The sequence below is a fragment of the Pseudomonas sp. MPFS genome, assembly GCF_022537035.1.
Taxonomy (GTDB): Bacteria; Pseudomonadota; Gammaproteobacteria; order Pseudomonadales; family Pseudomonadaceae; genus Aquipseudomonas; species Aquipseudomonas sessilinigenes.
The window spans coordinates 1,065,936-1,091,484 of the sequence record NZ_CP066123.1 but is presented as its reverse complement, the minus strand read 5'-3'; the positions used below and the strand labels follow the sequence as shown (position 1 = coordinate 1,091,484).

Below are 25,549 nucleotides of genomic sequence, written 5' to 3'. Positions count from 1 at the left end.
CCGCAAGCAGCGCTCTGGAACCGCAGCGCTGAGCGGTCATAAATCCATCACTGCGAAGTCACAATGACGACATGGCCCCAGCCGACACTGGGGTCATGAGCCCAGCCCTGCATATCACCCTCATCACCGAGACCTTCCCGCCGGAAATCAACGGCGTGGCCAATACCCTTGGCCGCCTGTGCGATGGCCTGCGGGCCCGTGGGCACCAGGTGGAACTGGTGCGCCCGCGCCAAGGCTGCGATCAGAGCCGGAGCAGCGACGAAGCCCTGTTGCTGTGCCGAGGTTGGCCACTGCCGGGGTATCCGGGGCTGCAATGGGGCCAGTCATCGATGCACAAGCTGCTACGCCGCTGGAAACGCCAGCGCCCGGATGTGCTCTATATCGCCACCGAAGGACCGCTGGGCCTGTCCGCGCTGCGGGCGGCCAAACGCCTGGGAATCTCGGTGGTCAGTGGCTTCCATACCAACTTCCAGCAGTACTCCAGCCAGTACGGCCTGGGGCTGCTGACACGCCTGCTGACCCACTACCTGCGTTGGTTCCACAACCGCTCGAAGCTGACCCTGGTACCCAGTGCCAGCCAGTGCCTGGAACTGGAGCGCCGCCACTTCGAGCGCCTGGCGCTGCTCTCCCGCGGGGTCGACAGCCAGTTGTTTCACCCGGCCAAGCGGGTCGCCGAACTGCGGGCCAGTTGGGGGTTGGATAACGACGACCTGGCGGTGATCCATGTCGGGCGCCTGGCACCGGAGAAGAACCTGGGCCTGCTCAAGCGTTGCTTCGAGCGCCTGCAAGCGAGTTATCCACAGCAGAGGATGAAACTGATCGTGGTGGGCGATGGCCCGCAGCGGGCGGCCCTGGAGAAAAGCCTGCCCGATGCGTTGTTCTGCGGTAGCCAGCGAGGCGAGGCGCTGGCGGCACACTATGCCTGCGGCGACCTGTTCCTGTTTCCCAGCCTGACCGAGACCTTCGGCAACGTGGTACTCGAAGCACTGGCCTCGGGGTTGGCCGTGGTGGCTTACGATCAAGCAGCAGCGGCTCAGCATATCCGCCACGGCTACAACGGCGTGCTGGCGATGCCGGGGGATGAAAATGCGTTCTGCGATGCCGCCAACTGGCTGCTCGAAGAAACTGAAACCTTGCGCCGGGTGCGCCTCAACGCTCGCCAGCATGCCAGCCGCCAAGGCTGGCCTGCGGTGATCGAGCAGTTCGAGGATCAACTGCGCAGCGCCTGCCAGCACTCGCTGGCGCCTTCCGGTACCAGCAGCATCGAGACCTCGGCCAGCACCCTTGGCAAGCTCGGTGCGGCAAGGGGCTTGCCACCCTCGCCGCCCGGCAACGCGCGTTAGACCAAGGTCATCAAGGCTTCGCGGCTGAACGGCCGGATGTCCTGCTCGCGCCCCTCACGAACCTTCTGCGCCCAGTCCGGATCGACCAGCAGTGCGCGGCCCACGGCCACCAGGTCGAACTCGTCGTTGCCCAGGCGCTGCAACAGGTTCTCCAGGCTGGCCGGCTGGGCCACCTTGTCGGTATTGACCATGAACTGCAGGAACTCGCCATCCAGGCCAACGCTACCGACGGTGATGGTGGGCTTGCCAGTGAGCTTGCGGGTCCAGCCCGCCAGGTTGAGATCGGAGCCTTCGAACTCCGGCTCCCAGAAACGCCGGGTCGAGCAGTGGAAGATATCTACGCCAGCCGCCACCAATGGCGTGAGGAATGCCTCCAGGGCCTCTGGTGTCTGTACCAGCCGGGCGGTGTAGTCCTGCTGCTTCCATTGGGAGAAGCGCAGGATAATCGGAAAATCCGCACCCACGGCGGCGCGGACCGCCTGGATCAGCTCGATGGCAAAGCGCGAGCGCTGGGCCAGGTCGCCGCCGTACTCGTCGGTGCGCTGGTTGCTGCCTTCCCAGAAGAACTGGTCCACCAGGTACCCGTGGGCACCGTGGATCTCCACGCCATCCATGCCAATGCTCTGGGCGTCCTTGGCAGCCTGGGCGAACGCTGCGATCACCTCCTGGATATCCTGGTGGGTCATGCCGTGCACCACGACCTTGCCATCCTTGAGCTTCTCGCTGGGACCGTAGCCCGGCACGCTGGCATCCGGCTCGGTGCCCAGGCGCCGCACGTTGCCCACATGCCACAGCTGCGGGACGATCTTGCCGTCCTCGGCATGCACCGCATCCACGACTTTCTTCCAGCCCGCCAACGCGGCTTCGCCATGGAACTGCGGCACATTGGGATAGCCATTGGCCGCCTGGTGCCCGACGGTGGTGCCTTCGGTGATGATCAGGCCGACACCTGCCGCCGCCCGCCGACGGTAGTACTCGACGACTTTCGCATTGGGCACGCCACCTGGGGAGAACGACCGGGTCATCGGGGCCATCACGACTCGGGAGGGCAATTCCAACGCGCCCAGCTGAAAGGGTTTGAACAAGGCTTGGACAGACATGCTGCACTCCGACAGGAAAGGACTGGAGTCGAGAATCGACGCACAAGGCAACGCCAGGCGGGGCCCGACGCACTTATGATGAGGATAATATTCTTCACTCAAGACCCTGCACAGCACTATTGATTTGAGTGATCTTGGCGCAAAAACGCCGCCATACGGCGGCGTGAATGAGGCGCGAACAGCAGGCGCGGCGACAAGCCCGCCAGGTCGCTTCAGCTCAAGGCTTTCTCGATGGCCTGGACCACCGTGGGGTCATCGGGAGCGGTACGCGGTGAAAAACGCGCCAAGACCCGGCCATCCTTGCCAAGCAGGAACTTCTCGAAGTTCCAGGTGATGTCCCCGGGAAACTCGGCGCCCTCGCCCGCCAGCAGGCGGTACAGCTGGTGGCGCTCCGGGCCGTTGACCTCGAGCTTGCTGCTCAGTGGAAAGCTCACCCCGTAGTTAAGGCTGCAGAACTCCTGGATCTCCTGTTCGGTACCAGGCTCCTGTCCGGCGAACTGGTTGCACGGCAGGCCCAGCACACTGAACCCCTGACCCTTGTACTGCTGGTAGAGGTTCTCCAGCGCCGCATACTGGGGAGTCAGGCCGCACTTGGACGCGACGTTGACCACCAGCACGACTTGTCCCTTGAAGGGCGCGAGCGGCAGTTCCTGACCATCCAGGGCTTTCAGTTTAAGGTCGTGAAAAGCACTCATGACGAACTCCAAATTCCCGTGTTCTTAAGACAGCCTCTCGACAGTACAGCCAAAAGCCGCGGACTAAAAAGGCGCCCTCGGGCGCCTTTCCAGCAATCTTGAGCTTAGCGCAGAAACTCAGTGGTGATGACCACCTTCGCCATGGACGTGGCCATGGGCGACTTCTTCCTGGCTGGCATCACGGATGGCAACGACCTTGACCTGGAAGTTCAGGCGCTGGCCGGCCAGTGGGTGGTTGCCGTCGACAGTCACGTCGTCGCCGTCCAGATCGCGAATGGTCACGATCTGCATCTGGCCGTCCGGAGCCGAAGCGTGGAACTGCATGCCCACTTCCAGTTCGTCGACGCCTTCGAACATGCTGCGGCTCAGGGTGCTGACCAGCTCGGCGGCGTATTCGCCGTAGGCGTCTTCAGGCTCCACGGCGACTTTCAGCTCGTCACCGACCTGCTTGCCTTCCAGGGCCTTTTCCAGGCCCGGAATGATGTTGCCTGCGCCATGCAGGTAGACCAGCGGGGCGCCGCCGGCAGAGCTGTCGATGACCTCACCAGCGTCGTTGGTGAGGGTATAGTCGATGGAGACAGCCTTATTGGCGGCGATCAGCATGGGGCGGGACCTTTTGCATAAGAATGAAGAACGTCCAAGTTTAGCGAAGCAATCGCTCGAAAGCGAACGGAACCCGGACAAACGGAATCAGAAGCAGCCCTCGACAATCTGCGGCTTTCACCAGGATGAGGACGGCCACTGGGTGGTCGAACTGTCCTGCGGCCATACCCAGCACCTGCGCCACCAGCCGCCATGGCAATCACGTGCCTGGGTGCTGGACCCAACGCAGCGGGCAGAAAAAATAGGTCGCCCCTTTGCGTGTGGCTGGTGTGCTCAAGACGCGGGAAACGATAACCTTAGCCCCTGACTATCGCGGTAGGCGGCCATGGACCGTCGCCCTTGCCATGCACCCTTCGAGAATTCGCATGCAAACTTTCTTTATCGCGCCCACCGACTTTGGCGTGGGCCTGACCTCTATCAGCCTCGGGCTGGTACGCACCCTGGAACGCGCCGGCCTCAAGGTCGGTTTCTTCAAGCCCATTGCCCAACCACACCCTGGCGACACCGGTCCGGAGCGCTCCACTGAACTGGTGGCGCGGACCCACGGCCTGAAGCCACCACAGCCCCTGGGCCTGGCCCACGTGGAACGGATGCTGGGCGATGGCCAGCTGGACGAGCTGCTGGAAGAAATCATCACCCTCTACCAGCAGGCTGCCATCGGCAAGGACGTGCTGGTTGTCGAGGGCATGGTCCCGACCCGTGCCGCCAGCTACGCGGCCCGGGTCAACCTGCACCTGGCCAAGAGCCTGGATGCCGAGGTGATCCTGGTATCGGCCCCGGAAAACGAAGTGTTGACCGAGCTGTCCGGGCGGGTCGAGTTGCAGGCGCAGTTGTTCGGTGGCCCACGGGATCCGAAAGTGCTGGGGGTGATCCTCAACAAGGTGCGTACCGACGAAAGCATCGAGGCGTTCAGCGCCCGCCTGAAAGAGCATTCGCCACTGCTGCGCAGCGGTGACTTCCGCCTGCTGGGCTGCATCCCGTTCCAGCCGGAACTCAATGCTCCGCGCACCCGTGACGTGGCAGACCTGATGGGCGCCCAGGTACTCAACGCCGGGGACTACGAAAACCGGCGCATGACCAAGATCATCATTTGCGCGCGCACCATGCGCAACACCGTGGAGCTGCTCAAGCCCGGAGTGCTGGTGGTGACCCCGGGCGATCGCGACGACATCATCCTCGCCGTAAGTCTGGCGGCCATCAACGGCGTGCCCCTGGCCGGCCTGCTGCTGACCAGCGGCACCCTGCCCGATCCGAAGATCATGGAGCTGTGCCGTGGCGCCCTGAATGCCGGCCTGCCCGTGTTGTCGGTGAGCACCGGCTCCTACGACACCGCCAACCAGCTCAACGGCCTGAACAAGGAAATCCCCATCGATGACCGCGAGCGCGCGGAAATCATCACCGACTTCGTCGCCAGCCACCTGGATGCCGACTGGCTGCACCAGCATTGTGGCACCCCGCGGGAAATGCGCCTGTCGCCCGCGGTGTTCCGCTACCAGTTGATCCAGCGCGCCCAGCAAGCCGATAAGCGCATCGTCCTGCCCGAGGGCAGCGAGCCGCTGACCGTGCAAGCTGCTGCCATCTGCCAGGCCCGTGGCATCGCCCGCTGCGTGCTGCTGGCCAAGCCGGACGACGTGCACGCCGTGGCCAGGGCCCAGGGCATCGAGCTGCCCGAGGGCCTGGAGATCCTCGACCCGGACCTGATTCGCGAGCGTTATGTCGAGCCCATGGTGGCCCTGCGCAAGAGCAAGAGCCTCAACGCCCCGATGGCCGAGCAACAACTGGAAGACCCGGTGGTGATCGGCACGGTGATGCTGGCCCTGGACGAGGTCGACGGCCTGGTCTCCGGGCTCGTCCACTCCACCGCCAACACCATCCGCCCTGCCCTGCAACTGATCAAGACCGCGCCGGGCTGCACCCTGGTGTCCTCGGTGTTCTTCATGCTGTTTCCCGAGCAGGTGCTGGTCTACGGCGACTGTGTGATGAACCCGCACCCCAGTGCCAGCGAACTGGCAGAGATCGCCCTGCAGAGCGCCGATTCGGCGGCGGCCTTCGGCATCCCTCCACGGGTCGCGATGATCAGCTACTCCAGCGGCGACTCGGCCAGTGGCGAAGAGGTGGAGAAGGTCCGCGAGGCCACCCTGCTGGCCCATGAAGCCCAGCGCTCGCTGTTGATCGACGGCCCGCTGCAGTACGACGCCGCCGCCAACGAGAACGTCGCCCGGCAACTGGCTCCCAACAGCCAGGTGGCGGGCAAGGCTACGGTGTTCGTGTTCCCCGACCTGAATACCGGCAACACCACCCACAAGGCCGTGCAGCGCAGCTCCGACTGCGTCAGCCTGGGTCCGATGCTGCAAGGCCTGCGCAAGCCGGTGAATGACCTGCCCCGCGGGGCCCAGGTGGACGATATCGTCTACACCATCGCCCTGACGGCGATCCAAGCCGCCAACCGACCCATGGATGCCTGAATGCTGGACTTTCTACCGGGTGCCGTACGCGGCACCATCGCCTCGCTGTTGCTGGCGCTCAACACCATTTTGCTGTGCTCGTTCCTGTTCTGCGTGGCGATATTCAAGGCCCTGCCCTTTGCCTTCACCCAGCGTTTCACCCACTGGCTGATGAACCATACCCATGAGGCCTGGATCAGTAACAACAAAGCCTGGATGCAGCTGGTGTGCCGCACTCGCTGGCATGTGCAGGGCCTTGAAGGCCTGGACTACCAGCACTCCTACCTGGTCACCAGCAACCACCAGAGCTGGGTCGATATCCTGGTATTGCAGTACGTGCTCAACCGACGTATCCGCCCATTGAAGTTCTTCCTCAAGCAGGAACTGATCTGGGTGCCGGTGATCGGCCTGGCCTGGTGGGCCCTGGGCTTTCCCTTCATGAAGCGCTACTCCAAGGCCTACCTGGAGAAGCATCCGGAAAAAAAGGGCAAGGACCTGGAAACCACCCGCAAGACCTGCGCGAAATTCCGCAGCAATCCGGTGGGTATCTTCAACTTCGTCGAGGGCACGCGCTTCACCGAGGCCAAGCATGCCCAGCAGCAATCGCCATTCAAGTACCTGCTCAAGCCCAAGGCCGGCGGCATCGCCTTCGTGCTGGATGCCATGGGCGAGCAGCTGCAATCGATCGTCGACGTGACCATCCACTACCCTGCCGGCCGTCCCGGCTTCTGGGACTTGCTCAGCGGCAAGGTCAGGGAGGTGGTGGTGCATTTCGAAGAAGTACCGATTGCGCAGCAGTTCATCGGACGCAACTATGAACAGGACGCGGTTTATCGGCAGGCCTTCCAGGACTGGATCAACCAGCGCTGGCAAGCCAAGGACGCGCTGCTGGAGCAACTGCACCAGCAGTATCCAGGCAAGCGATAAAGCGCCTGTAAGGGCCTCTTCGCGTTCGAACAGACACAAAAAAGCCCGCAGACAGTCACCTGTCCGCGGGCTTTTTCTTGCAGCTTGAAGCTAGAAGCTCGCCGCTGCCCTTACCTTAGATCGCGCCACGGCTGCGCAACAGGTCCAGCACCTGCTTGACGCCCTCGTCCACGGTCAGCGCCTGGGTATCGATCACCAGGTCGGCATCCAGCGGCACGTCATACGGGAAGGACTCGCCCGGGATGTTATCGCCACCGGCCGCGTACAGGCCTTGGGGATCACGCTGGGCACAAACCGTTGGCGAAGCCTGGACATAGACCGTCAGCAGACGCTCCTTGCCGATCAAGTCCCTGACCTGCTCGCGCCCTTCGGCACTTGGGGCCACGAACGCTGCCAGGGTCAGCAGGCCGGCTTCGTTGAACTGACGGGCAACGTGAGCCGCACGCCGCCAGTTCTCGGTACGTCCGGCACGATCCTGGGGCAGCCCCTTGTTCAGGTCGTGACGCAGGTTCTGGCCGTCGAGGACGAACACCGCACGCCCCATATCGAACAGCTTGCGTTCCACGGCATAGGCCAGGGTGCTCTTGCCGGCGCCCGACAAGCCGCTGAACAGCACGGTGGCAGGCTGCTGGCCAAAGCGCTGGGCACGCTCCTGGGTGGCGACATGGGCCAGCTTGCCATGGTGGGTAGCGCTGCCGTGGGCCAGTGGCTGGGCGATGATCATGCCCGCGCCGACGGTGCCGTTGGTCAGGCGATCGATGACGATGAAGGCGCCCGTGGTGCGATTGCTTTCGTAACCGTCCAGGGCAATCGATGCATCGAGGCTGACCTTGACCTTGCCGATCTCGTTCAGTTGCAGGGCACTGGCCGCGCCCTCTTCCAGGGTGTTCACATCGACCTTGTGAACGATGCTGGCGATCGAACCCGGCACATAGCTGGTGGCGCGCTTGATGTCGTACTTCTTGCCCGGCAGCATCGGCTCCTCGGCCATCCATACCAGCATGGCTTCGAAGTTATCGGTCACCGGTGGCACGCTGTCGGCGTGCACCAGCAAATCGCCCCGGGAGATATCGATCTCGTCTTCCATGGTCAGGGTCACGGCCTGGCCGGGCCCGGCCTGTTCCAACTCGCCCTCGAAAGTGACGATGGACTTGACGCGGCTGCTCTTGCCCGAAGGCAGCACCACCACTTCGTCGCCCTTGTGCACGATGCCGCTGGCCAGGGTGCCGGCGAAACCGCGGAAGTTCAGGTTCGGACGGTTGACGTATTGCACCGGGAAACGCAGGTCGGTGAGGTTGCGGTCGCCGGAGACCTCAACGGTCTCGAGAATTTCCATCAGCGACTGGCCGGTGTACCACGGCGAACGCTCGCTGCGGTTCACTACGTTGTCGCCCTTGAGTGCCGACATCGGCACGAAGTGCAGGCTGGTGGGCTGGATCTTCAGGCCCTTGGCGAACTGCAGGTAGTCGGCCTTGATCGACTCGAACACATCCTGGTCGAACCCCTTGAGGTCCATCTTGTTGATGGCCACGACGATGTGCTTGATCCCCAGCAGGGAGGCGATGTAGCTGTGCCGGCGAGTCTGGGTCTGCACGCCGTAGCGGGCGTCCACGAGGATGATCGCCAGGTCGCAGGTGGAGGCGCCGGTGGCCATGTTGCGGGTGTACTGCTCATGGCCCGGGGTGTCGGCGATGATGAACTTGCGCTTGGCGGTGGAGAAGTAACGGTAGGCCACGTCGATGGTGATGCCCTGCTCGCGCTCGGCCTGCAGGCCATCCACCAGCAAGGCCAGGTCGATATCGTCACCGGTGGTGCCGACCTTCTTCGAGTCACGGGTGATGGCTTCCAGGTGATCTTCGTAGATCATCTTCGAGTCGTGCAGCAGGCGCCCGATCAGGGTGCTCTTGCCGTCATCCACATTGCCACAGGTAAGGAAGCGCAGCAGTTCCTTGCGTTCGTGCTGGCCCAGGTAGGCGAGGATGTCCTCGCTGATCAGATCGGATTGGTGGCTCATAGCGTTCAAGCTCCAAGCTGTAAGCTTCAAGCGGCAAGCTTGTCGGCGTACAGCTAGTCAGAAATTTTTTTGATCAAGCCGCTGAGCATCTTCGATAGCTCGCGGGTTTCTTTAATCCAATTCTCAGCCAGCGGGTTCGCGATGTAGGCAATTTCACGAGCGATAAGGATTTGAGTCCGGAGTTCGCCGCAAGAAGCTTTCGCAATCCAGAGAAAATGGACTTTTTCTCTATTGCTACGACGCTCCATGCCCTCGGCAATATTGGAAGGCACCGAAAGAACAGAGCGAGTGATCTGGTCCTTGAATCCAAAGTCCCCACACTGCGCAAACTCTTTATAAATCCCCACCGCCAAAGCTTTGCTTCGCTGCCAAACAATCAGTTTCTCGAAATCCATGACGAGTGTTCCGATTCCGGCTCGCAACAACCGGCTGCAAGCAACAAACCACGACGTTACGCATACCGCCTTTAACTTGCTGCTTGCCGCTTGTAACTCGAAGCTTAAAAGTACCCTTGGCGTTTTTTGTCTTCCATCGAGCCTGCGCCATCGTGGTCGATGACCCGGCCCTGGCGCTCCGACGTACGGGTCAGGAGCATTTCCTGGATGATGTCGGTCAGGGTCTCGGCTTCGGACTCGACCGCGCCCGTCAACGGGTAGCAGCCCAGGGTACGGAAACGCACTTTCTTCTTGACGATGCGCGCCTTCTCCTCGTCGCTGAGGTGCTCGAGGATGCGCTCGTCGTCGATCATGATCAGGGTGCCATTCTTCTCGATCACTTCGCGCTCGGCGGCGAAGTACAGTGGCACGATCGGGATACCTTCCAGGTAGATGTATTGCCAGATGTCCAGCTCGGTCCAGTTGGACAGCGGGAACACGCGGATCGACTCGCCCTTGTTGACCTTGCCGTTGTACACGTTCCACAGCTCGGGACGCTGGTTCTTCGGGTCCCAGCGGTGCTTGCTGTCGCGGAACGAGTAGACGCGCTCCTTGGCGCGGGACTTCTCTTCATCGCGGCGAGCCCCGCCGAACGCGGCGTCGAAACCGTGCTTGTCCAGGGCCTGCTTGAGGCCCTCGGTCTTCATGATATCGGTGTGCTTGGCGCTGCCGTGGGTGAAGGGGTTGATGCCCTGGGCCACGCCATCGGGGTTGACGTGGGTGATCAGGTCCAGGCCCATTTCCTCGACCATGCGATCGCGGAACTTGTACATCTCCTGGAATTTCCACCGGGTATCGACGTGCATCACCGGGAACGGCAGCTTGCCGGGGAAGAACGCCTTGCGGGCCAGATGCAACATCACCGCTGAGTCCTTGCCGATGGAATACAGCATCACCGGATTGTCGAACTCGGCCGCCACCTCGCGGATGATGTGGATGCTTTCCGCCTCCAGCTGTTTCAGATGCGTCAGTTTGTCGACCATGGCTACTCACGAAAGCTTTCTTATGGACGGCCTGCGGGCCGTGTTCGAGCGGGGCATGCTAGCACAGCGACCTGCTTCTAATCAGGGAGCCAACTAGAACGAAACGATATATGAATATACCCGCCTGTTTGCTGGATTCACGCCCTGCAACAGCGCCCCTGGCTGCGCAAGGACGCTCCTTCGAAGCCCCGGCGCAGCGGCGATGAAGCGCCCTCAGATCGGGTTCGGGCAATCGATGAACAGGTGCTCCAGGGCAAAGCGCCGGGCCAGGTAGTCACCCAGCGCCTGAACGCCATAGCGCTCGGTGGCGTGATGCCCCGCGGCGATGAAGCTGATGTCGTTTTCCCGGGCACTGTGGAACGTCTGCTCCGAGGCCTCGCCACTCAGGTACAGGTCGACACCGGCCAGTACCGCCTGGTCGATGTAGCCCTGGCCGCCACCGGTACACCAGCCGACCCGACGAATCATCTCGCTGCCTTCGATCAGCAGCGGTTCGCGGCCCATCACCTCTTGTACCCGCCGGGCAAAGTCCCGCGGACTCATGGGTTCTTCCAGAGACCCGACCAGACCGACGACCTTGGGATTTTCCGGGTCCAGCGGGCCTTCCACGGTGATATCCAACTGCCGGGCCAACTGCACGTTGTTACCCACCTCAGGGTGCAGATCCAGGGGCAGGTGGTAGGCCAACAGGCTGATATCGTGCTTGAGCAGGGTTTTCAACCTACGCTGCTTCATACCCGTGACGCAGGGGTCTTCCCCCTTCCAGAAGTAACCGTGGTGCACCAGTACCAGGTCGGCCTTGGCCTCCACCGCAGCATCCAACAGGGCCTGGCTGGCAGTCACGCCGCTGACGATACGCATCACCTGCGGGCGCCCTTCGACCTGCAGGCCATTGGGGCAATAGTCGGCGATTCGCGAACTGCCCAGGTAGCGGTCCGCTTCTTCTACCAGTGTGCTCAGGGCAACGGCCATGAAAGACTCCTAAATATCCCGTCCAGAGGCACGTGCGGCCTCGTATAATGCGCGACATTATGGGGCCGTGCGCAGCCCTTCGTAACCACCCAGGACTTGCCCGATGCTCAAGGCTCTGCGTTTTTTCGGCTGGCCATTACTGGCCGGCGTGCTTATCGCGTTATTGATTATTCAGCGTTACCCGCAATGGGTCGGCCTGCCCAGCCTGGATGTGAATCTGCAACAAGCGCCACAAACCACCAGCACCCAGCAGGGGCCGGTGTCCTACGCCGATGCGGTGGTCATCGCTGCCCCTGCGGTGGTCAACCTGTACACCACCAAGGTGATCAATAAACCGGCCCACCCGTTGTTCGAGGACCCGCAGTTCCGGCGCTTCTTCGGTGACAACCTGCCCAAGCAGCAACGCATGGAGTCGAGCCTGGGTTCCGGGGTGATCATGAGCCCCGAAGGCTACCTGCTGACCAACAACCACGTGACGTCCGGCGCCGAGCAAATCGTGGTGGCCCTCAAGGACGGCCGGGAAACCCTGGCTCGGGTCATCGGCAGCGACCCGGAAACCGACCTGGCGGTGCTCAAGATCGACCTGAAGAACCTGCCCTCGATCACTGTCGGTCACTCGGAAAACATCCGCGTCGGCGATGTCGCCCTGGCCATTGGCAACCCGTTCGGGGTGGGCCAGACCGTAACCATGGGCATCATCAGCGCCACTGGCCGCAACCAACTGGGCCTGAACAGTTATGAAGACTTCATCCAGACCGACGCAGCGATCAACCCGGGCAACTCCGGTGGTGCGCTGGTGGACGCCAACGGCAACCTGACCGGTATCAACACCGCGATCTTTTCCAAGTCCGGTGGCTCCCAGGGCATCGGCTTCGCCATCCCGATCAAGCTGGCCATGGAAGTGATGAAATCGATCATCGAACACGGCCAGGTCATCCGTGGCTGGCTGGGCATCGAGGTGCAACCCCTGACCCAGGAGCTGGCGGAGTCCTTCGGGCTGGCCGGACGCCCGGGCATCGTGGTGGCGGGCATCTTACGTGATGGCCCGGCGCAAAAGGCCGGTATGCAACTGGGCGACGTGATCCTCAGCATCGATGGCGAACCCGCCGGCGACGGTCGCCGCTCGATGAACCAGGTAGCCCGGATCAAGCCCACCGAGAAGGTGGCGATCCAGGTCATGCGTAATGGCAAGGAGCTCAAGTTGACTGCCGAGATCGGCCTGCGACCACCCCCCGCGCCCGTCAAGGAAGAGGAATGACGTGAGCCCGGCCATGCCGGGCTAACAATATACATTCTCATTGGTCATGTTATATTGTTTCAATATCGCTATTGGAACAACCCATGACGTCCCGAAGAATCCTCCCCCTGGCAGGCCTGGCCCTGGGCCTGCTGACCGATCCTGTGTACGCCGAAGAACCGCAGCCGGTGGAACTGGAGGCTATTCGCATCAGCGGCGAATCAGAATCCGCCACGGGCCCGATCAAGGGCTACCGAGCCACTCGCTCCGCCAGCGCCACCAAGACCGATACGGCGATTCGCGAAATCCCGCAATCCATCAGCGTGATCCCTGCCAGCGTGCTCCAGGATCTGGGCAGCAGCAATGTCGAGCGGGCCCTGGACTTCGCCGGCGGCGTGTCGAAGCAGAACAATTTCGGCGGCCTGACCCTGTATGAGTACAGCCTCCGCGGCTTCACCACCTCGGAGTTCTACAAGGATGGTTTCAGCGCCAATCGTGGCTACCCCAGCACCCCGGACGCGGCCAGCATCGAACGTATCGAAGTGCTCAAGGGCCCGGCCGCCAGCCTCTACGGACGCGGCGATCCCGGAGGCATGGTCAACATCGTCACCAAGAAGCCCCAGCCACAAGCATTCGCTACCCTGCGCACCCGCGCCGGTAGCTGGGATCGCTACCGCACCGAACTGGACCTCAACAGCCCCCTCGACCAGCAGGGTGACCTGCTGTCGCGGGTCAACCTGGCGGTAGAGGACAACCACAGCTTCCGAGACCACGTCGACAGTCGCCGGGTGTTCGTCGCCCCTTCCCTGATCTGGCAGTTGAACCCGGACACCAGCCTGCTGGTGGAAAGCGAGTTCGTCCGCCACAGCTCGACCTTCGACCGCGGCATCGTCGCCCCCGGCAACCGCTGGAGTGGCGTATCGCGCTCGACCTTCCTCGGCGAGCCCAGCGACGGCAACATCGACAACCACAACAACATGCTCCAGGCCAGCCTGGAACATCACCTCGACGACAACTGGAAGCTGCGCCTGGCCAGCCACTACAAGGAGGGCAAGCTGTGGGGCTTCGCCTCGGAAACCCGCCCCCTGAATGCCGACCGGCATACCGTTGACCGGCGCTACCGCGAACGCGACAACAACTGGCACGACAGCATCACCCAACTGGAACTGCATGGCCTGTTCGACCTCGGCAGTTGGCAGCACGAACTGCTGCTCGGCAGCGAATACGAAAACTACCGCAAGAACGAGCGAGTCACCGCCATTGCCGGCAGCCCCTACGCCATCGATATCTACAACCCGATCTACGGCCAGGCCAAGCCCAACGGCAAACGTTCCGGCACTGACTTTTTCGAGCACGTCGAAAGCCGCGCCCTGAACCTCCAGGACCAGATCATCTTCAGCGAACGCCTGCGCGGCATGCTGGGCGCGCGTTTTGAACATTTCGAGCAACGGATCGACGACCACGTCTCCGGCCAGCGCAGCCGCCAGGATCACGATGCCCTGACCCAACGCGCCGGGCTCCTGTATCAACTGACTCCGCAGCTCGGCCTGTTCGCCAACGCCTCCACCTCGTTCAAGCCCAACAACGGCCTGGACGCCGCCGGCAAATCATTCAAGCCAGAAGAAGGTGCCGGATATGAAGTGGGGATCAAGAGCGAACTGTTCGACGACCGCTTGAGCGCGACCCTCGCCGCTTTCCATATCGACAAGGAGAACGTGCTCGCCCTGGACCCGGGTACCGACTCCAGTCGCGCCATGGGCAAGGCCCGCAGCCAGGGCTTCGATCTGCAATTCAGTGGGCAGTTGACCGACGCCGTACGGGTGATTGGCGCTTATGCGCTGATCGACGCCGAAGTCACCAAGGGCGACCAGGCAATTCCCGCCGGCAGCCGCATTCTCGGGGTGGCCAAGCACAGTGGCAGCCTGCTGGGGGTCTATGAATTCCAGGACGGTCGCCTCAAGGGCTCGGATATCGGCGCGGCCCTGACCTACGTCGGCGACCGTTCGGGCGAGGCCGGAGGCCGCTTCGAACTTCCCGCCTACCGCACCCTGGACCTGCTGGCCCACTACAAGGCCAGCGACAACCTGACCCTGGGCCTGAACCTGAACAACCTGTTCGACGAGAAGTACTACGAGCGCTCCTACAGCAACTACTGGGTCACCCCGGGAGAGCCACGCAACTTCACCGTCAGCCTGACACTCAACCTGTAGAAGAGAACCGCCAGGCAACCTTCGCAAACCATTGCCCTGCCGCGCCCGCTCGGCCCCCTGGGCACCAACCAGGCCGTGGCCCATGGCCTGTGGACCGAACAGCGACGCGGCAACATCGAGGGGTGTACGGCCAATGGCGCACTTATGCGGGAGCAAAGATTGCAGCCGCTTCTAGCCTCCCGCCCCGATCAGGTACTAGGAAGGAAATGCCCGTACCCGGCAGCTCGAGTGAAATCGGCAAGTCTCCAAAGACTGCCATTCGCCCCCCATGTGCCATCGGCAACGTCCGTTAGCTGTATCGAAGTCATCAGCATGCGACCGTCATCCGGCTCTGTACTTTTTTCGATGGCCTGGTGCAGGCCCAACACGTAGTCCTTGCGCATCTGCTCATCAAGGACGCCAGCAGGCACCTTGACCAGAACGATGCAGGGAATCGCATGAGCGTGCACGCTGATTCCCCCACAGAGCCAGTCGGCAGCCCGCACTTCCTCGACGAGCACCCAGCACAGGCTGCGCTGTCGAGGATCGCTTCCCATGTGCTCATGAGCGATGGCTGCCTCGCTGACGCACGTCAATAGTCGCTTTCGTTGCTGATCGCTGAAAGCTCCGGTGGGTACCTTGATCAGGATGTTGGGCATGGCTGAAACCTTGGCAATGGATTGAGCCGCTATTGAGCCTGGCGTCCACCTCTGGCAAAAGTGTCTGATCCGTCCTCTTTCGAGCATAATCAGACAATGTACGATTTCACCATTGTGGTCATACCGGGAACATTCGCCTCGAGCGTGGCCTCTACTCTGGACATACTCGCCACCGCGGCAAGCGTCGGCGAGCGGCGCGGCCTGGCCACGCCACGCTGGCGGATATGTGGTCCTCGCCCCGGCTCGGTGACGCTGGCGCATGGTCTGCAACTGCCGGTGGAACCGATCGAGCATGACGTTCAGGACAACTCCTGCTGGGTCATACCGGGTATTGGCGTCGGCGACATCGACCTGCTTCAGCAGCGCCTCGAAGAACCCTGGGCGAGCTCTCTGCTCTCGGCGCTAAATACTCACGTCGCAAACGGCCAGGAGATCGCCGCGTCATGCTCTGCGGTCTTCCTGCTGCATGCAGCCGGACTGCTGGAGGGGCGGCGGGTGACTACCTCCTGGTGGCTGGCACCACACCTGCAGAAAATCGCTCCGGGCTGCCGTGTCGACCCTGACTTCATGGTACTGGCCGACCCTCCGTTGACCACCGCGGGGGCCGCCTTCGCTCAAACAGACCTCATGCTGCATCTGCTTCGCCGACGCTTGTCGCCCGAAATCGCCAACTCCGTGAGCAAGGCTCTGCTCCTCGACCGCCGACAGCTGCAGTCGCCGTTCGTGATCCCCGCCATGCTGGTGCAGGGCAATGCCCTGGTCTCGCGCCTGACCTCACAGATCGAGGACTCGCTGCCGGACCTACCCGGCGTCAAGGCACTCGCTGCGAGCGTCGGCATGTCCGAGCGGACCCTGTCGCGTCACGTCCACAGGGCGACGGGGCACTCTACTCGGCAGTTGATCCAGCGAGTGCAACTGAACAAGGCCCGAGCGCTGCTCGAATCCGGCGAATATTCCGTCGAAGCGGTCTCGGCGCAGGTCGGCTATCAGGACGCGACAGCTCTCCGGCGCTTGATACGCCGACTGCTGAACTCGACCCCACGGCAACTGCGCCAGAGTTGATCGGGCGGCTGCTTCAGCACTCTCGAACGTCCGCTGTGGGTAAGCGTGTCCCGGGGCATTTTCTCCCTACCCGGTTGGCACGGCTGAAGCGTTTACGGCCACCGTCGGCCGACAGGAATTGCGCGTGATTGCAGGTGCCTTCGCCACCGTCCACACCCCGGCCGAAGAAGGTCGAGATCCAGGGCTTGTCCGAGGAATGCGGTAGCCGCGCCGACGCCCTGCCCCGCCGTCCCCCCCCCGGATTGAAGGCATAGCACTCGACCAGCACGTCGTAGGCGATCCATCAGCCTGGTGCGAAGCTGCCCAACCTCAGGCAACTCAAGCGGGTGATCCTGCCCGAGACCGAACCGCTGTTGGTGGGGCCTGGCAAGAGCCTGCCGGTCCGAGTCCTGCTCGACGGCCGACCTGCTGCGGGAGTGAAGCTGGTGGGGGATTACCGCAATGCACCCAATACCCTGGGCACCGAGACCGATGCCCAGGGTCGCGCCCAGGTGTTGGTGCGCAACGAGGGCTTGAATGTGATCGCCGCGCAGGTCGAGGTGCCCCTCAAGGACAACCCCGACGCTGCCTCCCGTGGCCTGTTCAGCTCCCTGACCTTCCTGGGAGAACCGCACCACGAATAAGCGCAGCCGCAGGCTGCCGTGGCAAGCGGCAAGCCTTTAGCTGCAAGGGAGAAGCCCCAGGCACATGCTCAGGGCTTCCAGCTTGCCGCTTAGAGCTGCCCCAATCCGTCGACCAGGGCCTGGTTCTGCTCCGGCGTGCCGATGCTGATCCGCAGGAACTGGGCGATCCGCTGCTGCTTGAAGTGACGCACGATCACGCCTTGCTCCCGCAGCTTGGCGGCCAGGCCCGCGGCATCGTGTTGCGGGTGGCGGGCAAAGATGAAGTTGGCCGCCGAAGGCAACACCTCGAAGCCCTTGGCCTGCAACTGCGCCACCAGCCATTCGCGACTTTCAATTACCTGCTGGCACGTCTTCTGGAAGTATTCGCGGTCCTCGAAGGCCGCGGCCGCACCGACGATCGCCAGGCGATCCAGGGGGTAGGAGTTGAAGCTGTTCTTGACCCGCTCCAGGGCCTCGATCAGGTCCGGATGCCCTACCGCCAGGCCCACCCGCAACCCCGCCAGGGAACGGGACTTGGACAGGGTCTGGGTCACCAGCAGGTTCGGGTAGCGGTCCACCAGGCTGATGGCCGTCTGGCCGCCGAAGTCGATGTAGGCCTCATCCACGACCACCACCGAATCGGGGCTGGCCTTGAGGATTTGCTCCACCGCCTCCAGGGCCAGCAGGCAGCCAGTCGGCGCGTTCGGGTTGGGGAAAATGATGCCGCCATTGGGCTTGGCGTAGTCGGCCACGCGGATCTGGAATTGCTCGTCCAGCGGCACCGCTTCGAAATCGATGCCATACAGGCCGCAATACACCGGATAGAAGCTGTAGCTGATGTCCGGGAACAGCAGCGGCAGGTCCTGTTGCAGCAAGCCATGGAAGATATGCGCCAGGACTTCGTCGGAGCCGTTGCCGAGGAACACCTGGTTCGCCGGCACCCCGTAGTAGCTGGCCACCGCCTGCTTGAGCAGGTCGCTGTTGGGATCGGGGTACAGCCGCAGGTTGTCATTGAGCTCGGCCTGCATCGCGGCCAGGGCTTTGGGCGACGGGCCATAGGGGTTTTCGTTGGTGTTGAGCTTGACCAGCTTGGTCAGCTTGGGTTGTTCGCCCGGCACGTAGGGCACCAGGTTCTTGACGAACGGACTCCAGAATTTGCTCATGCTCATTGCCCCTGATCTTGGTCGTCGACGATGCGGTATTCGGCGCTGCGGGCGTGGGCGGTCAGCGACTCGCCACGGGCCAGCACCGAGGCCGTGCGGCCCAGTTCGGATGCGCCCTGCTCGGAACAGAAGATGATCGACGAGCGCTTCTGGAAGTCATACACCCCCAGCGGCGAGGAGAAACGCGCGGTGCCGGAAGTCGGCAGCACGTGGTTCGGGCCGGCGCAGTAGTCGCCCAAGGCTTCCGAAGTGTGGCGCCCCATGAAGATCGCCCCGGCGTGGCGGATCTGCCCCAGCCAGGCTTGCGGGTCGGCCACCGACAACTCCAGGTGCTCGGGAGCGATGCGGTTGGCCACTTCGATGGCTTGCTGCATGTCGCGGACCTGGATCAGTGCGCCCCGGCCAGTGATCGAGGTGTTGATGATCTCGGCGCGCTCCATGGTCGGCAGCAGCTTGGCGATGCTGGCAGCTACCCGATCGAGGAACTCGGCATCCGGACTGACCAGGATCGCCTGGGCATCTTCGTCGTGCTCGGCTTGGGAAAACAGGTCCATGGCGATCCAGTCCGGATCGGTCTGGCCGTCGCACACCACGAGGATCTCCGAGGGACCGGCGATCATGTCGATACCGACCTGGCCGAATACATGACGCTTGGCGGTGGCCACATAGATGTTGCCCGGGCCGACGATCTTGTCCACCTGGGGCACGCTCTGGGTGCCATAAGCCAGCGCGGCGACAGCCTGCGCACCACCAACGGTGAAGACCCGGTCGACCCCTGCAATGCAAGCAGCGGCCAGCACCAGCTCGTTGACCTCGCCACGAGGAGTCGGCACCACCATCACCACCTCGGAGACACCGGCGACTTTCGCCGGGATCGCGTTCATCAGCACCGAGGACGGATACGACGCCTTGCCGCCTGGCACGTACAAGCCGGCGCGGTCCAGGGGCGTGACCTTCTGGCCAAGCACGGTGCCATCGGCCTCGGTGTACTGCCAGGAGTCCTGCTTCTGGCGCTCGTGATAGACACGCACGCGATTGGCGGCCTTTTCCAGGGCCTCGCGCTGTACCGGGGTGATGCGGGTCAGGGCCAGTTCCAGGCGGGCACGATCGAGAATCAGGTCACCGATGACCTTGGCCTCGACGCCATCGAAGCGCTGGGTGAATTCCACCAGCGCCGCGTCACCGCGCTCGCGTACGGCCTTGATGATATCGAGCACACGCTGGTTGACCGCGTCGTCGGACACGCTTTCCCAGCTCAGCAGATGATCCAGATGTCGGGCGAAATCCGCATCGGCAGCGTTGAGTCGGCGAATTGCAGTGGGAGCGGTCATAGCGAAGGCCTCATTGATTGGCGAATGCACAAAAGGACAAGCTTGGTTTTGCATGACTCAGGCGCCGCAAGACTACCAGGCCATCCGCGTGGGCACCTGAGCATTCTGGTTATGACGCGGATAGATGGGCGCGGCTCGGGGCCACGCATGTGAGTCAGCCGCGGTGTCGCGATTCCACTGCCTTGCGCAGGGTATCGATCAGCGTTTGGATACGCGCGTGCTGCATCTTCATGGATGCTTTGTTGACCACCAGGCGGGAGCTGATGGTGGCGATCATTTCCTGGGGTTCCAGGCCGTTGGCCCGCAGGGTGTTGCCGGTATCGACCACGTCGATGATCTTGTCCGCCAAGCCGATCAGCGGGGCCAGCTCCATGGAACCGTAGAGTTTGATGATGTCCACTTGCCGGCCTTGTTCTGCGTAGTAACGCTTGGCCACGTTGACGAACTTGGTGGCGACCCGCAGGCGGCCCTTGGGCTCCTCGGCGCCGATGGCACCGGCGGTCATCAGCTTGCACTTGGCGATCTGCAGATCCAGCGGCTCGTACAGGCCCTGGCTACCGTACTCCATCAGGACGTCCTTGCCAGCCACGCCGAGGTCGGCAGCGCCATGCTCGACGTAGGTCGGCACATCAGTGGCACGCACGATCAACAGGCGTACATCTTCCTGGGTCGTGGGAATGATCAGTTTGCGGCTCTTGTCCGGATTCTCGGTTGGCACGATGCCCGCTTCAGCCAGAAGCGGCAGCGTGTCGTCGAGGATACGGCCCTTGGACAGTGCGATGGTCAACATGAGTAACGTAAGTCCTTATGCGGCGACTGATGCCCGGACGCAAATGGCGCCAGACATGCGTCGAGCCTGAAGACAGGCTCGACGTGAAACAAAATCGTGTGGCACCTCCCTGTGCCCTTGGCAGGTTAGCCCGGTACGCGGCGAATCTTCGCGCCCAGCATCTGCAGTTTCTCTTCGATGCACTCGTAGCCACGGTCGATGTGGTAGATGCGATCGATCAGGGTGTCGCCTTCGGCCATCAGGGCCGAGATCACCAGGCTGGCCGATGCCCGCAGGTCGGTCGCCATCACGGGCGCACCCTTGAGGATTTCAGCGCCGGTAACGATGGCCGTGTTGCCTTCGACCTGGATCTTGGCGCCCATGCGGTGCAACTCGTACACGTGCATGAAGCGGTTTTCGAAGATGGTCTCGATCACAGCGCCAGTGCCTTCGGCAATCGCGTTCAGGGAAATGAACTGCGCCTGCATGTCGGTCGGGAACGCCGGGTATGGAGCGGTACGCACGTTGACCGCCTTGGGGCGCTTGCCGTGCATGTCCAGCTCGATCCAGTCGCTACCGGTGGTGATCTCGGCCCCGGCTTCCTTGAGTTTCTCCAGAACGGCCTCAAGGATGGTCGGATCGGTGTCCTTGACCTTGACCCGGCCGCCGGTGACAGCGGCAGCTACCAGGTAGGTACCGGTCTCGATACGGTCGGGCATGACTTTGTAGATGGCCGAGTGCAGACGCTCGACGCCATCGATGGTGATGGTGTCGGTGCCGGCGCCGGAAATCTTCGCGCCCATGGCGATCAGGAAGTTCGCCAGGTCCACCACTTCAGGTTCGCGAGCGGCGTTCTGCAGTACGCTGCGGCCCTTGGCCAGGGCAGCCGCCATCATGATGTTCTCGGTACCGGTCACGCTCACGGTATCGAAGAAGAAGTTAGCGCCGCGCAGGCCGCCTTCTGGCGCCTTGGCCTTGATGTAGCCACCTTCGACATCGATCTGCGCGCCCATGGCCTCCAGGCCGCGGATGTGCAGGTCCACTGGACGCGAACCAATGGCGCAACCGCCTGGCAGCGCCACTTCGGCTTCACCGAAGCGCGCGACCATCGGGCCCAGCACCAGGATCGAGGCGCGCATGGTCTTGACCAGCTCGTAAGGCGCCACCAGGGTCTTGATGCTGCGCGGGTCGATCTCGACGCTGAGCTTCTCGTCGATCACAGGCTCGATGCCCATGCGACCGAACAGCTCGATCATGGTGGTAATGTCGTGCAGGTGCGGCAGGTTGGCCACGGTAACCGGGCCATCGCACAGCAGGGTTGCCGCCAGGATAGGCAGCGCGGAGTTCTTGGCCCCGGAAATGCGGATCTCGCCATCAAGGCGAGCGCCGCCGGTAATAATCAATTTATCCATAAGAGTCTCGACGCCCTTGGGCTCAGGTGCGCTCGGCCCAGGCCGCGCGGCTGAAAAATTTCATGGTGATCGCGTGGATGCTGCCATTGGCAATCCATGGGTTCAAATGGGCATAGATGCTCTGCTGACGCTTAACCGGGCTCAAGGCCGACAGTTCGTCGCTAATCACGTTCAGCTGAAAGTTGCAGCCTTCGCCCTCAACTTCTACCTGAGTTCCGGGCAGTTTTCCCTCGAGAAAGCTCTTCACTTCGTTGGCCTGCATGCTCAACCTCAATCGGCGCCCTGTGCGCGCGGGTCGGACATCATACAAAAAAGCCCCGCGCCTGCGAACCCCGCATAGCAGGACTCTGACGGGGGGCTTCCATGTTTCTGGAGTCACTGGGGTTGCGCGAGAATCTCGGTAACGCCGGAAACCTCGGCAATCTCCTTCATGCCATCGGGCAATGCACGAATGCTGACATTCTTGCCCAGGCCCTGGGCATCGCGCATGAAGGCCAGCAGCAAGGCCAGGCCGACACTGCTGGAGCGCTGGACCGCCGAGCAATCGAGCACCAAGGCTGGCGCCTTGCTCGACTTGATCAGTGTCTGGCCCTGCTTGCGCAGGCCCGGGCCACTGCGGTAGTCCAGCACGCCGCTGATCAGCAGCTCTCCGGCCTCACCCAAACGTACGCCCGCCTCGCTCATTGCTCGGCCTTTGGCGCAGCGTTATCGGTGGCTTCCTTGGCCTTGGCCACTTCGCCGGCCCAGCCGTCGATGGTCTTGTCCAGGTTGTTGCCGTTGCGCTGCATCGCATCGGCGAACTGATCGCGGAACAGCTTGCCGATATTGATGCCATTGATGATCACGTTACGAATCTTCCATTCGTCGTTGATCTTCTCCAAGGTGTAGGACACCGGGTAGATCGCCCCGTTATTGCCTTTCACCTGCATGTCGACGCTGGTACGGGTGCCGCTTTCATCCTTGGGAGGAGAAATGGTGATGCCCTGGTTGTTGTACTCCAGCAACGCATTGCCATAGAACTGGATCAGGCTGCGCTTGAAGTTCTCCTGGAAGCGCGACATCTGCTCCGGGGTGGCCTTGCGCGAATACTTCACCGTCATGATGCTGCGGGAAATCCCGTCGGCATCCACCGCCGGGCCGACAATGCCGTTCAGGGCATTATAGAAGTCGGATGGGCTTTGCTTGTACTTCTCTTTATTGGCTGCCAGATCGGCCAACAACCGATTGGTAGTGTCCTGCACCAGGTCATGGGCGGACGTGGGGCTCGCCGCATTTGCCAGCAACGGCAGGGCAGCGAGCAGCACCAACAGGCCACGTCGCAAGATAGAAATCATCGAAAAACTCCTCATTTGGCGTCTTTGCTAACGGTATTGAGCAGGAATTTACCGATCAGGTCCTCCAGCACCAGCGACGACTGGGTGTCGTGGATGGTTCCACCATCCTTGAGCAGAGCCTCTTCCCCACCCACGCTGATACCGATGTATTTCTCACCCAACAGGCCAGCAGTCAGGATAGATGCAGTGGAGTCGGTCGGCAGGTTATCCACGCGCTTTTCCAGTTGCATCGTCACCCGGCCGGTGAAGCTGTCACGGTCCAGATCGATCGCCGTGACCTTGCCGATGGTCACGCCGGCCATGGTCACTTTGGCTCTGACCGTCAAACCGGCGATATTGTCGAAGTAGGCGTAAAGTTTATAGGTATCGGTGCTAGCCGTCGGAGACAGGCCACTGACTCGCAGGGCAAGCAACAGCAAAGCCAGGATGCCAGCCAGCAGGAAAAGGCCGACACCGATTTCCAGGGTGCGGTTTTGCATCAGAAATCTCCAAACATCAAGGCGGTCAGAATAAAGTCCAAGCCGAGTACGGCCAACGAGGCATACACCACGGTCTTGGTAGTGGCACGGCTGATCCCCTCTGAGGTGGGCTCACAGTCGTAGCCTTGGAATACGGCGATCCAGGTCACTACAAATGCAAAGACAATGCTCTTGATCACACCATTGAGCACGTCGCTGCTGAAGTTCACGCTGTTCTGCATATTCGCCCAGTAGGAACCTTCATAGACCCCCAGCCAGTCGACAGCCACCCACGAACCGCCCCAGATACCCACGACACAAAAGATCATCGCCAACAGCGGCAGGGAAATGAAGCCAGCCCAGAGGCGCGGGGCAATGATGTACTTGAGCGGATCGACACCGATCATCTCCAGGCTGGAGAGTTGCTCGGTGGACTTCATGTTGCCGATTTCGGCCGTCAGCGCCGAACCGGCTCGCCCGGCGAACAGCAACGCAGTCACCACCGGCCCCAGCTCACGCAGCAGGGTCAGGGCAACCATCTGACCCACCGCCTGCTCCGAACCGTAGCTGGAAAGGATATTGAATCCCTGCAGTGCCAGCACCATGCCGATGAAGATCCCGGACACGACAATGATTACCAGTGACATCACGCCCACTGAATGCAGTTGCTTGACCAGCAGGCCGAATCCGCCGCCGATGCTGCCGCGCCCGAGCAGCGCGTGAAACAGGAACAGGGTGGAACGCCCCAGTACCGCCAGGACATCGATGCCTGAGCGACCGAAGAGACGAACCCTTTCGATTAGCGATATCTTGCGCATCAGCGCTTCCCCAGAAGATCTGCGCGGTAATCCGGCGCTGGAAAATGAAACGGCACGGGACCGTCGGGATCGCCCTTCATAAATTGACGAATACGCGGATTGTCGGAGTCCATGAGCTCGGCAGGAGTTCCCTGGCCCAGTACCTGGCCATCACCCACTACATAGAGGTAGTCGGCGATGCTTGCGGTCTCGGCCAGGTCATGGGAGACCACGATACTGGTGATACCCAAGGCATCGTTGAGCAGCCGGATCAGGCGTACCAGCACCCCCATGGCAATAGGGTCCTGGCCCACGAACGGTTCGTCGTACATGAGGATCTGCGGGTCCAGGGCAATGGCGCGAGCCAAGGCGACCCGACGCTTCATCCCACCCGACAGCTCGTCGGGCATCAGGTCGATGGCTCCTCGCAACCCCACAGCCTGTAGCTTGAGCAGGACGATGTCGCGAATCATTTCGTCAGGCAGCTGGGTATGCACCCGCAGCGGAAAGGCTACGTTTTCGAAGACATCCAGATCAGTGAACAGCGCACCGCTCTGGAACAGGACGCCCATCTGCTTGCGAGCATCGAACAGGTCACTGCGCGAAAGCTTCGGCAGATTCTGGCCGTTGACCCACACCTCACCAGCACTAGGCCGCAATTGCATGCCCATCAGGCGCAGCAGGGTTGTTTTCCCGCAGCCGGAAGGTCCCATGATGCCGGTGACCTTGCCCCGCGGAATCTGGATATCCACGTTATTGAATATGCTGCGCGTACCGCGCTTGAAGGAAACACCCTTCAGCTCGACCGCGTAAGCGTTATCGGCACTCATCTAAACTCCTTGCGATGCAGCCTAACACTCGGACGCTCTAGGCTCCCTCCCGGGAGCTCGTGCCTCTGGGCAGGCCGAACTGGCGGCGAACTATATCACTGCTGATGCTTAGCCCCCAAGGCCGAAGCCGTCACCGTTCAGGTCGACGACAGGCAAAATAGTTCGATTCCTGGCAACAGTCGGCAAAGGCT

25 protein-coding genes and 1 pseudogene are annotated in these 25,549 nt (G+C 62.2%); 8 read left to right on the top strand and 18 right to left on the bottom strand.

The window, feature by feature from the left end; all coding sequences use genetic code 11:
* Window positions 1-71 precede the first annotated feature (71 nt).
* Complete coding sequence (locus I9018_RS04855; RefSeq protein ID WP_241108860.1) at window positions 72-1,343, top strand: glycosyltransferase family 1 protein; 1,272 nt, start codon at window positions 72-74, stop codon at window positions 1,341-1,343.
* On the opposite strand, the gene I9018_RS04850 is transcribed toward I9018_RS04855, so the two are convergent.
* From I9018_RS04850 to I9018_RS04840, 3 genes are all read right to left on the bottom strand, one after another.
* Window positions 1,340-2,443, bottom strand: coding sequence for an NADH:flavin oxidoreductase (locus I9018_RS04850; protein WP_241108859.1), 1,104 nt, complete (start codon window positions 2,441-2,443; stop codon window positions 1,340-1,342). The genes I9018_RS04855 and I9018_RS04850 overlap by 4 nt on opposite strands.
* A 212-nt stretch (window positions 2,444-2,655) precedes the next feature.
* The gene (locus I9018_RS04845) at window positions 2,656-3,138 is read right to left on the bottom strand and encodes a glutathione peroxidase (protein WP_068584168.1); all 483 of its coding nucleotides are present in this window, start codon (window positions 3,136-3,138) and stop codon (window positions 2,656-2,658) included.
* A gap of 117 nt (window positions 3,139-3,255) precedes the next feature.
* A complete protein-coding gene (locus I9018_RS04840) occupies window positions 3,256-3,741 on the bottom strand; it encodes a peptidylprolyl isomerase (RefSeq protein WP_022642345.1) in 486 nt (161 codons plus the stop codon).
* Between I9018_RS04840 and I9018_RS04835 the strand changes: the two genes are divergently transcribed.
* The 3 genes from I9018_RS04835 to I9018_RS04825 are packed head-to-tail and all read left to right on the top strand — an operon-like array spanning window position 3,710 to window position 7,112.
* Entirely contained in the window at window positions 3,710-4,048 is a 339-nt protein-coding gene (locus I9018_RS04835; RefSeq protein WP_124345766.1) for a DUF3565 domain-containing protein, read from the top strand. The two genes, I9018_RS04840 and I9018_RS04835, sit on opposite strands and share 32 nt — an antisense overlap.
* A gap of 58 nt (window positions 4,049-4,106) precedes the next feature.
* The gene (gene pta / locus I9018_RS04830; protein ID WP_241108858.1) at window positions 4,107-6,206 is read left to right on the top strand and encodes a phosphate acetyltransferase; all 2,100 of its coding nucleotides are present in this window, start codon (window positions 4,107-4,109) and stop codon (window positions 6,204-6,206) included.
* A complete protein-coding gene (locus I9018_RS04825; protein WP_241108857.1) occupies window positions 6,207-7,112 on the top strand; it encodes an acyltransferase in 906 nt (301 codons plus the stop codon).
* Between the two features lie 115 nt (window positions 7,113-7,227).
* Here I9018_RS04825 and cysN read toward each other — a convergent pair whose 3' ends face one another.
* From cysN to I9018_RS04805, 4 genes are all read right to left on the bottom strand, one after another.
* The gene (cysN, locus tag I9018_RS04820) at window positions 7,228-9,126 is read right to left on the bottom strand and encodes a sulfate adenylyltransferase subunit CysN (protein WP_241108856.1); all 1,899 of its coding nucleotides are present in this window, start codon (window positions 9,124-9,126) and stop codon (window positions 7,228-7,230) included.
* A gap of 53 nt (window positions 9,127-9,179) precedes the next feature.
* Window positions 9,180-9,521 carry a four helix bundle protein gene (locus I9018_RS04815; protein ID WP_022642341.1) on the bottom strand — a complete coding sequence of 114 codons (342 nt, stop codon included), beginning with the start codon at window positions 9,519-9,521 and terminating at the stop codon, window positions 9,180-9,182.
* A gap of 104 nt (window positions 9,522-9,625) precedes the next feature.
* Window positions 9,626-10,543, bottom strand: coding sequence for a sulfate adenylyltransferase subunit CysD (gene cysD / locus I9018_RS04810; RefSeq protein ID WP_022642340.1), 918 nt, complete (start codon window positions 10,541-10,543; stop codon window positions 9,626-9,628).
* Window positions 10,544-10,756: 213 nt separating this feature from the next.
* Window positions 10,757-11,515, bottom strand: a complete 759-nt coding sequence (locus I9018_RS04805; RefSeq protein ID WP_124345764.1) for a Nif3-like dinuclear metal center hexameric protein — start codon at window positions 11,513-11,515, stop codon at window positions 10,757-10,759.
* A gap of 103 nt (window positions 11,516-11,618) precedes the next feature.
* Between I9018_RS04805 and algW the strand changes: the two genes are divergently transcribed.
* On the top strand, window positions 11,619-12,773 hold the full coding sequence (gene algW, locus I9018_RS04800) for a Do family serine endopeptidase AlgW (protein ID WP_068584184.1): 1,155 nt from the start codon (window positions 11,619-11,621) through the stop codon (window positions 12,771-12,773).
* 83 nt (window positions 12,774-12,856) lie between these two features.
* On the top strand, window positions 12,857-14,962 hold the full coding sequence (locus I9018_RS04795; protein ID WP_241108855.1) for a TonB-dependent siderophore receptor: 2,106 nt from the start codon (window positions 12,857-12,859) through the stop codon (window positions 14,960-14,962).
* A gap of 188 nt (window positions 14,963-15,150) precedes the next feature.
* On the opposite strand, the gene I9018_RS04790 is transcribed toward I9018_RS04795, so the two are convergent.
* Entirely contained in the window at window positions 15,151-15,600 is a 450-nt protein-coding gene (locus I9018_RS04790) for a tautomerase family protein (protein WP_241108854.1), read from the bottom strand.
* 96 nt (window positions 15,601-15,696) lie between these two features.
* Here I9018_RS04790 and I9018_RS04785 point away from each other — a divergent pair, with 96 nt between their 5' ends.
* On the top strand, window positions 15,697-16,662 hold the full coding sequence (locus tag I9018_RS04785; protein ID WP_241108853.1) for a helix-turn-helix domain-containing protein: 966 nt from the start codon (window positions 15,697-15,699) through the stop codon (window positions 16,660-16,662).
* 275 nt (window positions 16,663-16,937) lie between these two features.
* Window positions 16,938-17,285: pseudogene (locus I9018_RS04780) on the top strand (DUF4198 domain-containing protein); the annotation flags it as partial.
* Between the two features lie 89 nt (window positions 17,286-17,374).
* Here the strand turns inward: I9018_RS04780 and hisC are convergent.
* The 10 genes from hisC to I9018_RS04730 form a co-directional block, all read right to left on the bottom strand.
* Window positions 17,375-18,427 (bottom strand): histidinol-phosphate transaminase, encoded by a 1,053-nt coding sequence (hisC, locus tag I9018_RS04775; protein ID WP_068584193.1) that lies wholly within the window; start codon window positions 18,425-18,427, stop codon window positions 17,375-17,377.
* A 2-nt stretch (window positions 18,428-18,429) separates the two neighbouring features.
* Window positions 18,430-19,758, bottom strand: coding sequence for a histidinol dehydrogenase (gene hisD, locus I9018_RS04770; RefSeq protein ID WP_241108852.1), 1,329 nt, complete (start codon window positions 19,756-19,758; stop codon window positions 18,430-18,432).
* 154 nt (window positions 19,759-19,912) lie between these two features.
* The gene (gene hisG, locus I9018_RS04765; protein WP_068584199.1) at window positions 19,913-20,548 is read right to left on the bottom strand and encodes an ATP phosphoribosyltransferase; all 636 of its coding nucleotides are present in this window, start codon (window positions 20,546-20,548) and stop codon (window positions 19,913-19,915) included.
* Between the two features lie 125 nt (window positions 20,549-20,673).
* The gene (gene murA, locus I9018_RS04760) at window positions 20,674-21,939 is read right to left on the bottom strand and encodes a UDP-N-acetylglucosamine 1-carboxyvinyltransferase (RefSeq protein ID WP_241108851.1); all 1,266 of its coding nucleotides are present in this window, start codon (window positions 21,937-21,939) and stop codon (window positions 20,674-20,676) included.
* A gap of 22 nt (window positions 21,940-21,961) precedes the next feature.
* Window positions 21,962-22,201, bottom strand: coding sequence for a BolA family protein (locus I9018_RS04755; protein WP_022642333.1), 240 nt, complete (start codon window positions 22,199-22,201; stop codon window positions 21,962-21,964).
* A 113-nt stretch (window positions 22,202-22,314) separates the two neighbouring features.
* Window positions 22,315-22,623, bottom strand: coding sequence for an STAS domain-containing protein (locus I9018_RS04750; protein ID WP_068584206.1), 309 nt, complete (start codon window positions 22,621-22,623; stop codon window positions 22,315-22,317).
* Entirely contained in the window at window positions 22,620-23,273 is a 654-nt protein-coding gene (locus I9018_RS04745) for an ABC transporter substrate-binding protein (protein ID WP_068584209.1), read from the bottom strand. Before I9018_RS04745 ends, I9018_RS04750 begins: the two co-directional genes overlap by 4 nt.
* Window positions 23,274-23,284: 11 nt before the next feature.
* Complete coding sequence (gene mlaD / locus I9018_RS04740) at window positions 23,285-23,752, bottom strand: outer membrane lipid asymmetry maintenance protein MlaD (RefSeq protein ID WP_011059277.1); 468 nt, start codon at window positions 23,750-23,752, stop codon at window positions 23,285-23,287.
* On the bottom strand, window positions 23,752-24,549 hold the full coding sequence (gene mlaE / locus I9018_RS04735; protein WP_068584211.1) for a lipid asymmetry maintenance ABC transporter permease subunit MlaE: 798 nt from the start codon (window positions 24,547-24,549) through the stop codon (window positions 23,752-23,754). Before mlaE ends, mlaD begins: the two co-directional genes overlap by 1 nt.
* Window positions 24,549-25,358, bottom strand: a complete 810-nt coding sequence (locus tag I9018_RS04730) for an ATP-binding cassette domain-containing protein (protein ID WP_068584214.1) — start codon at window positions 25,356-25,358, stop codon at window positions 24,549-24,551. The genes mlaE and I9018_RS04730 overlap by 1 nt, the downstream gene beginning before the upstream one ends.
* Window positions 25,359-25,549: the final 191 nt, after the last annotated feature.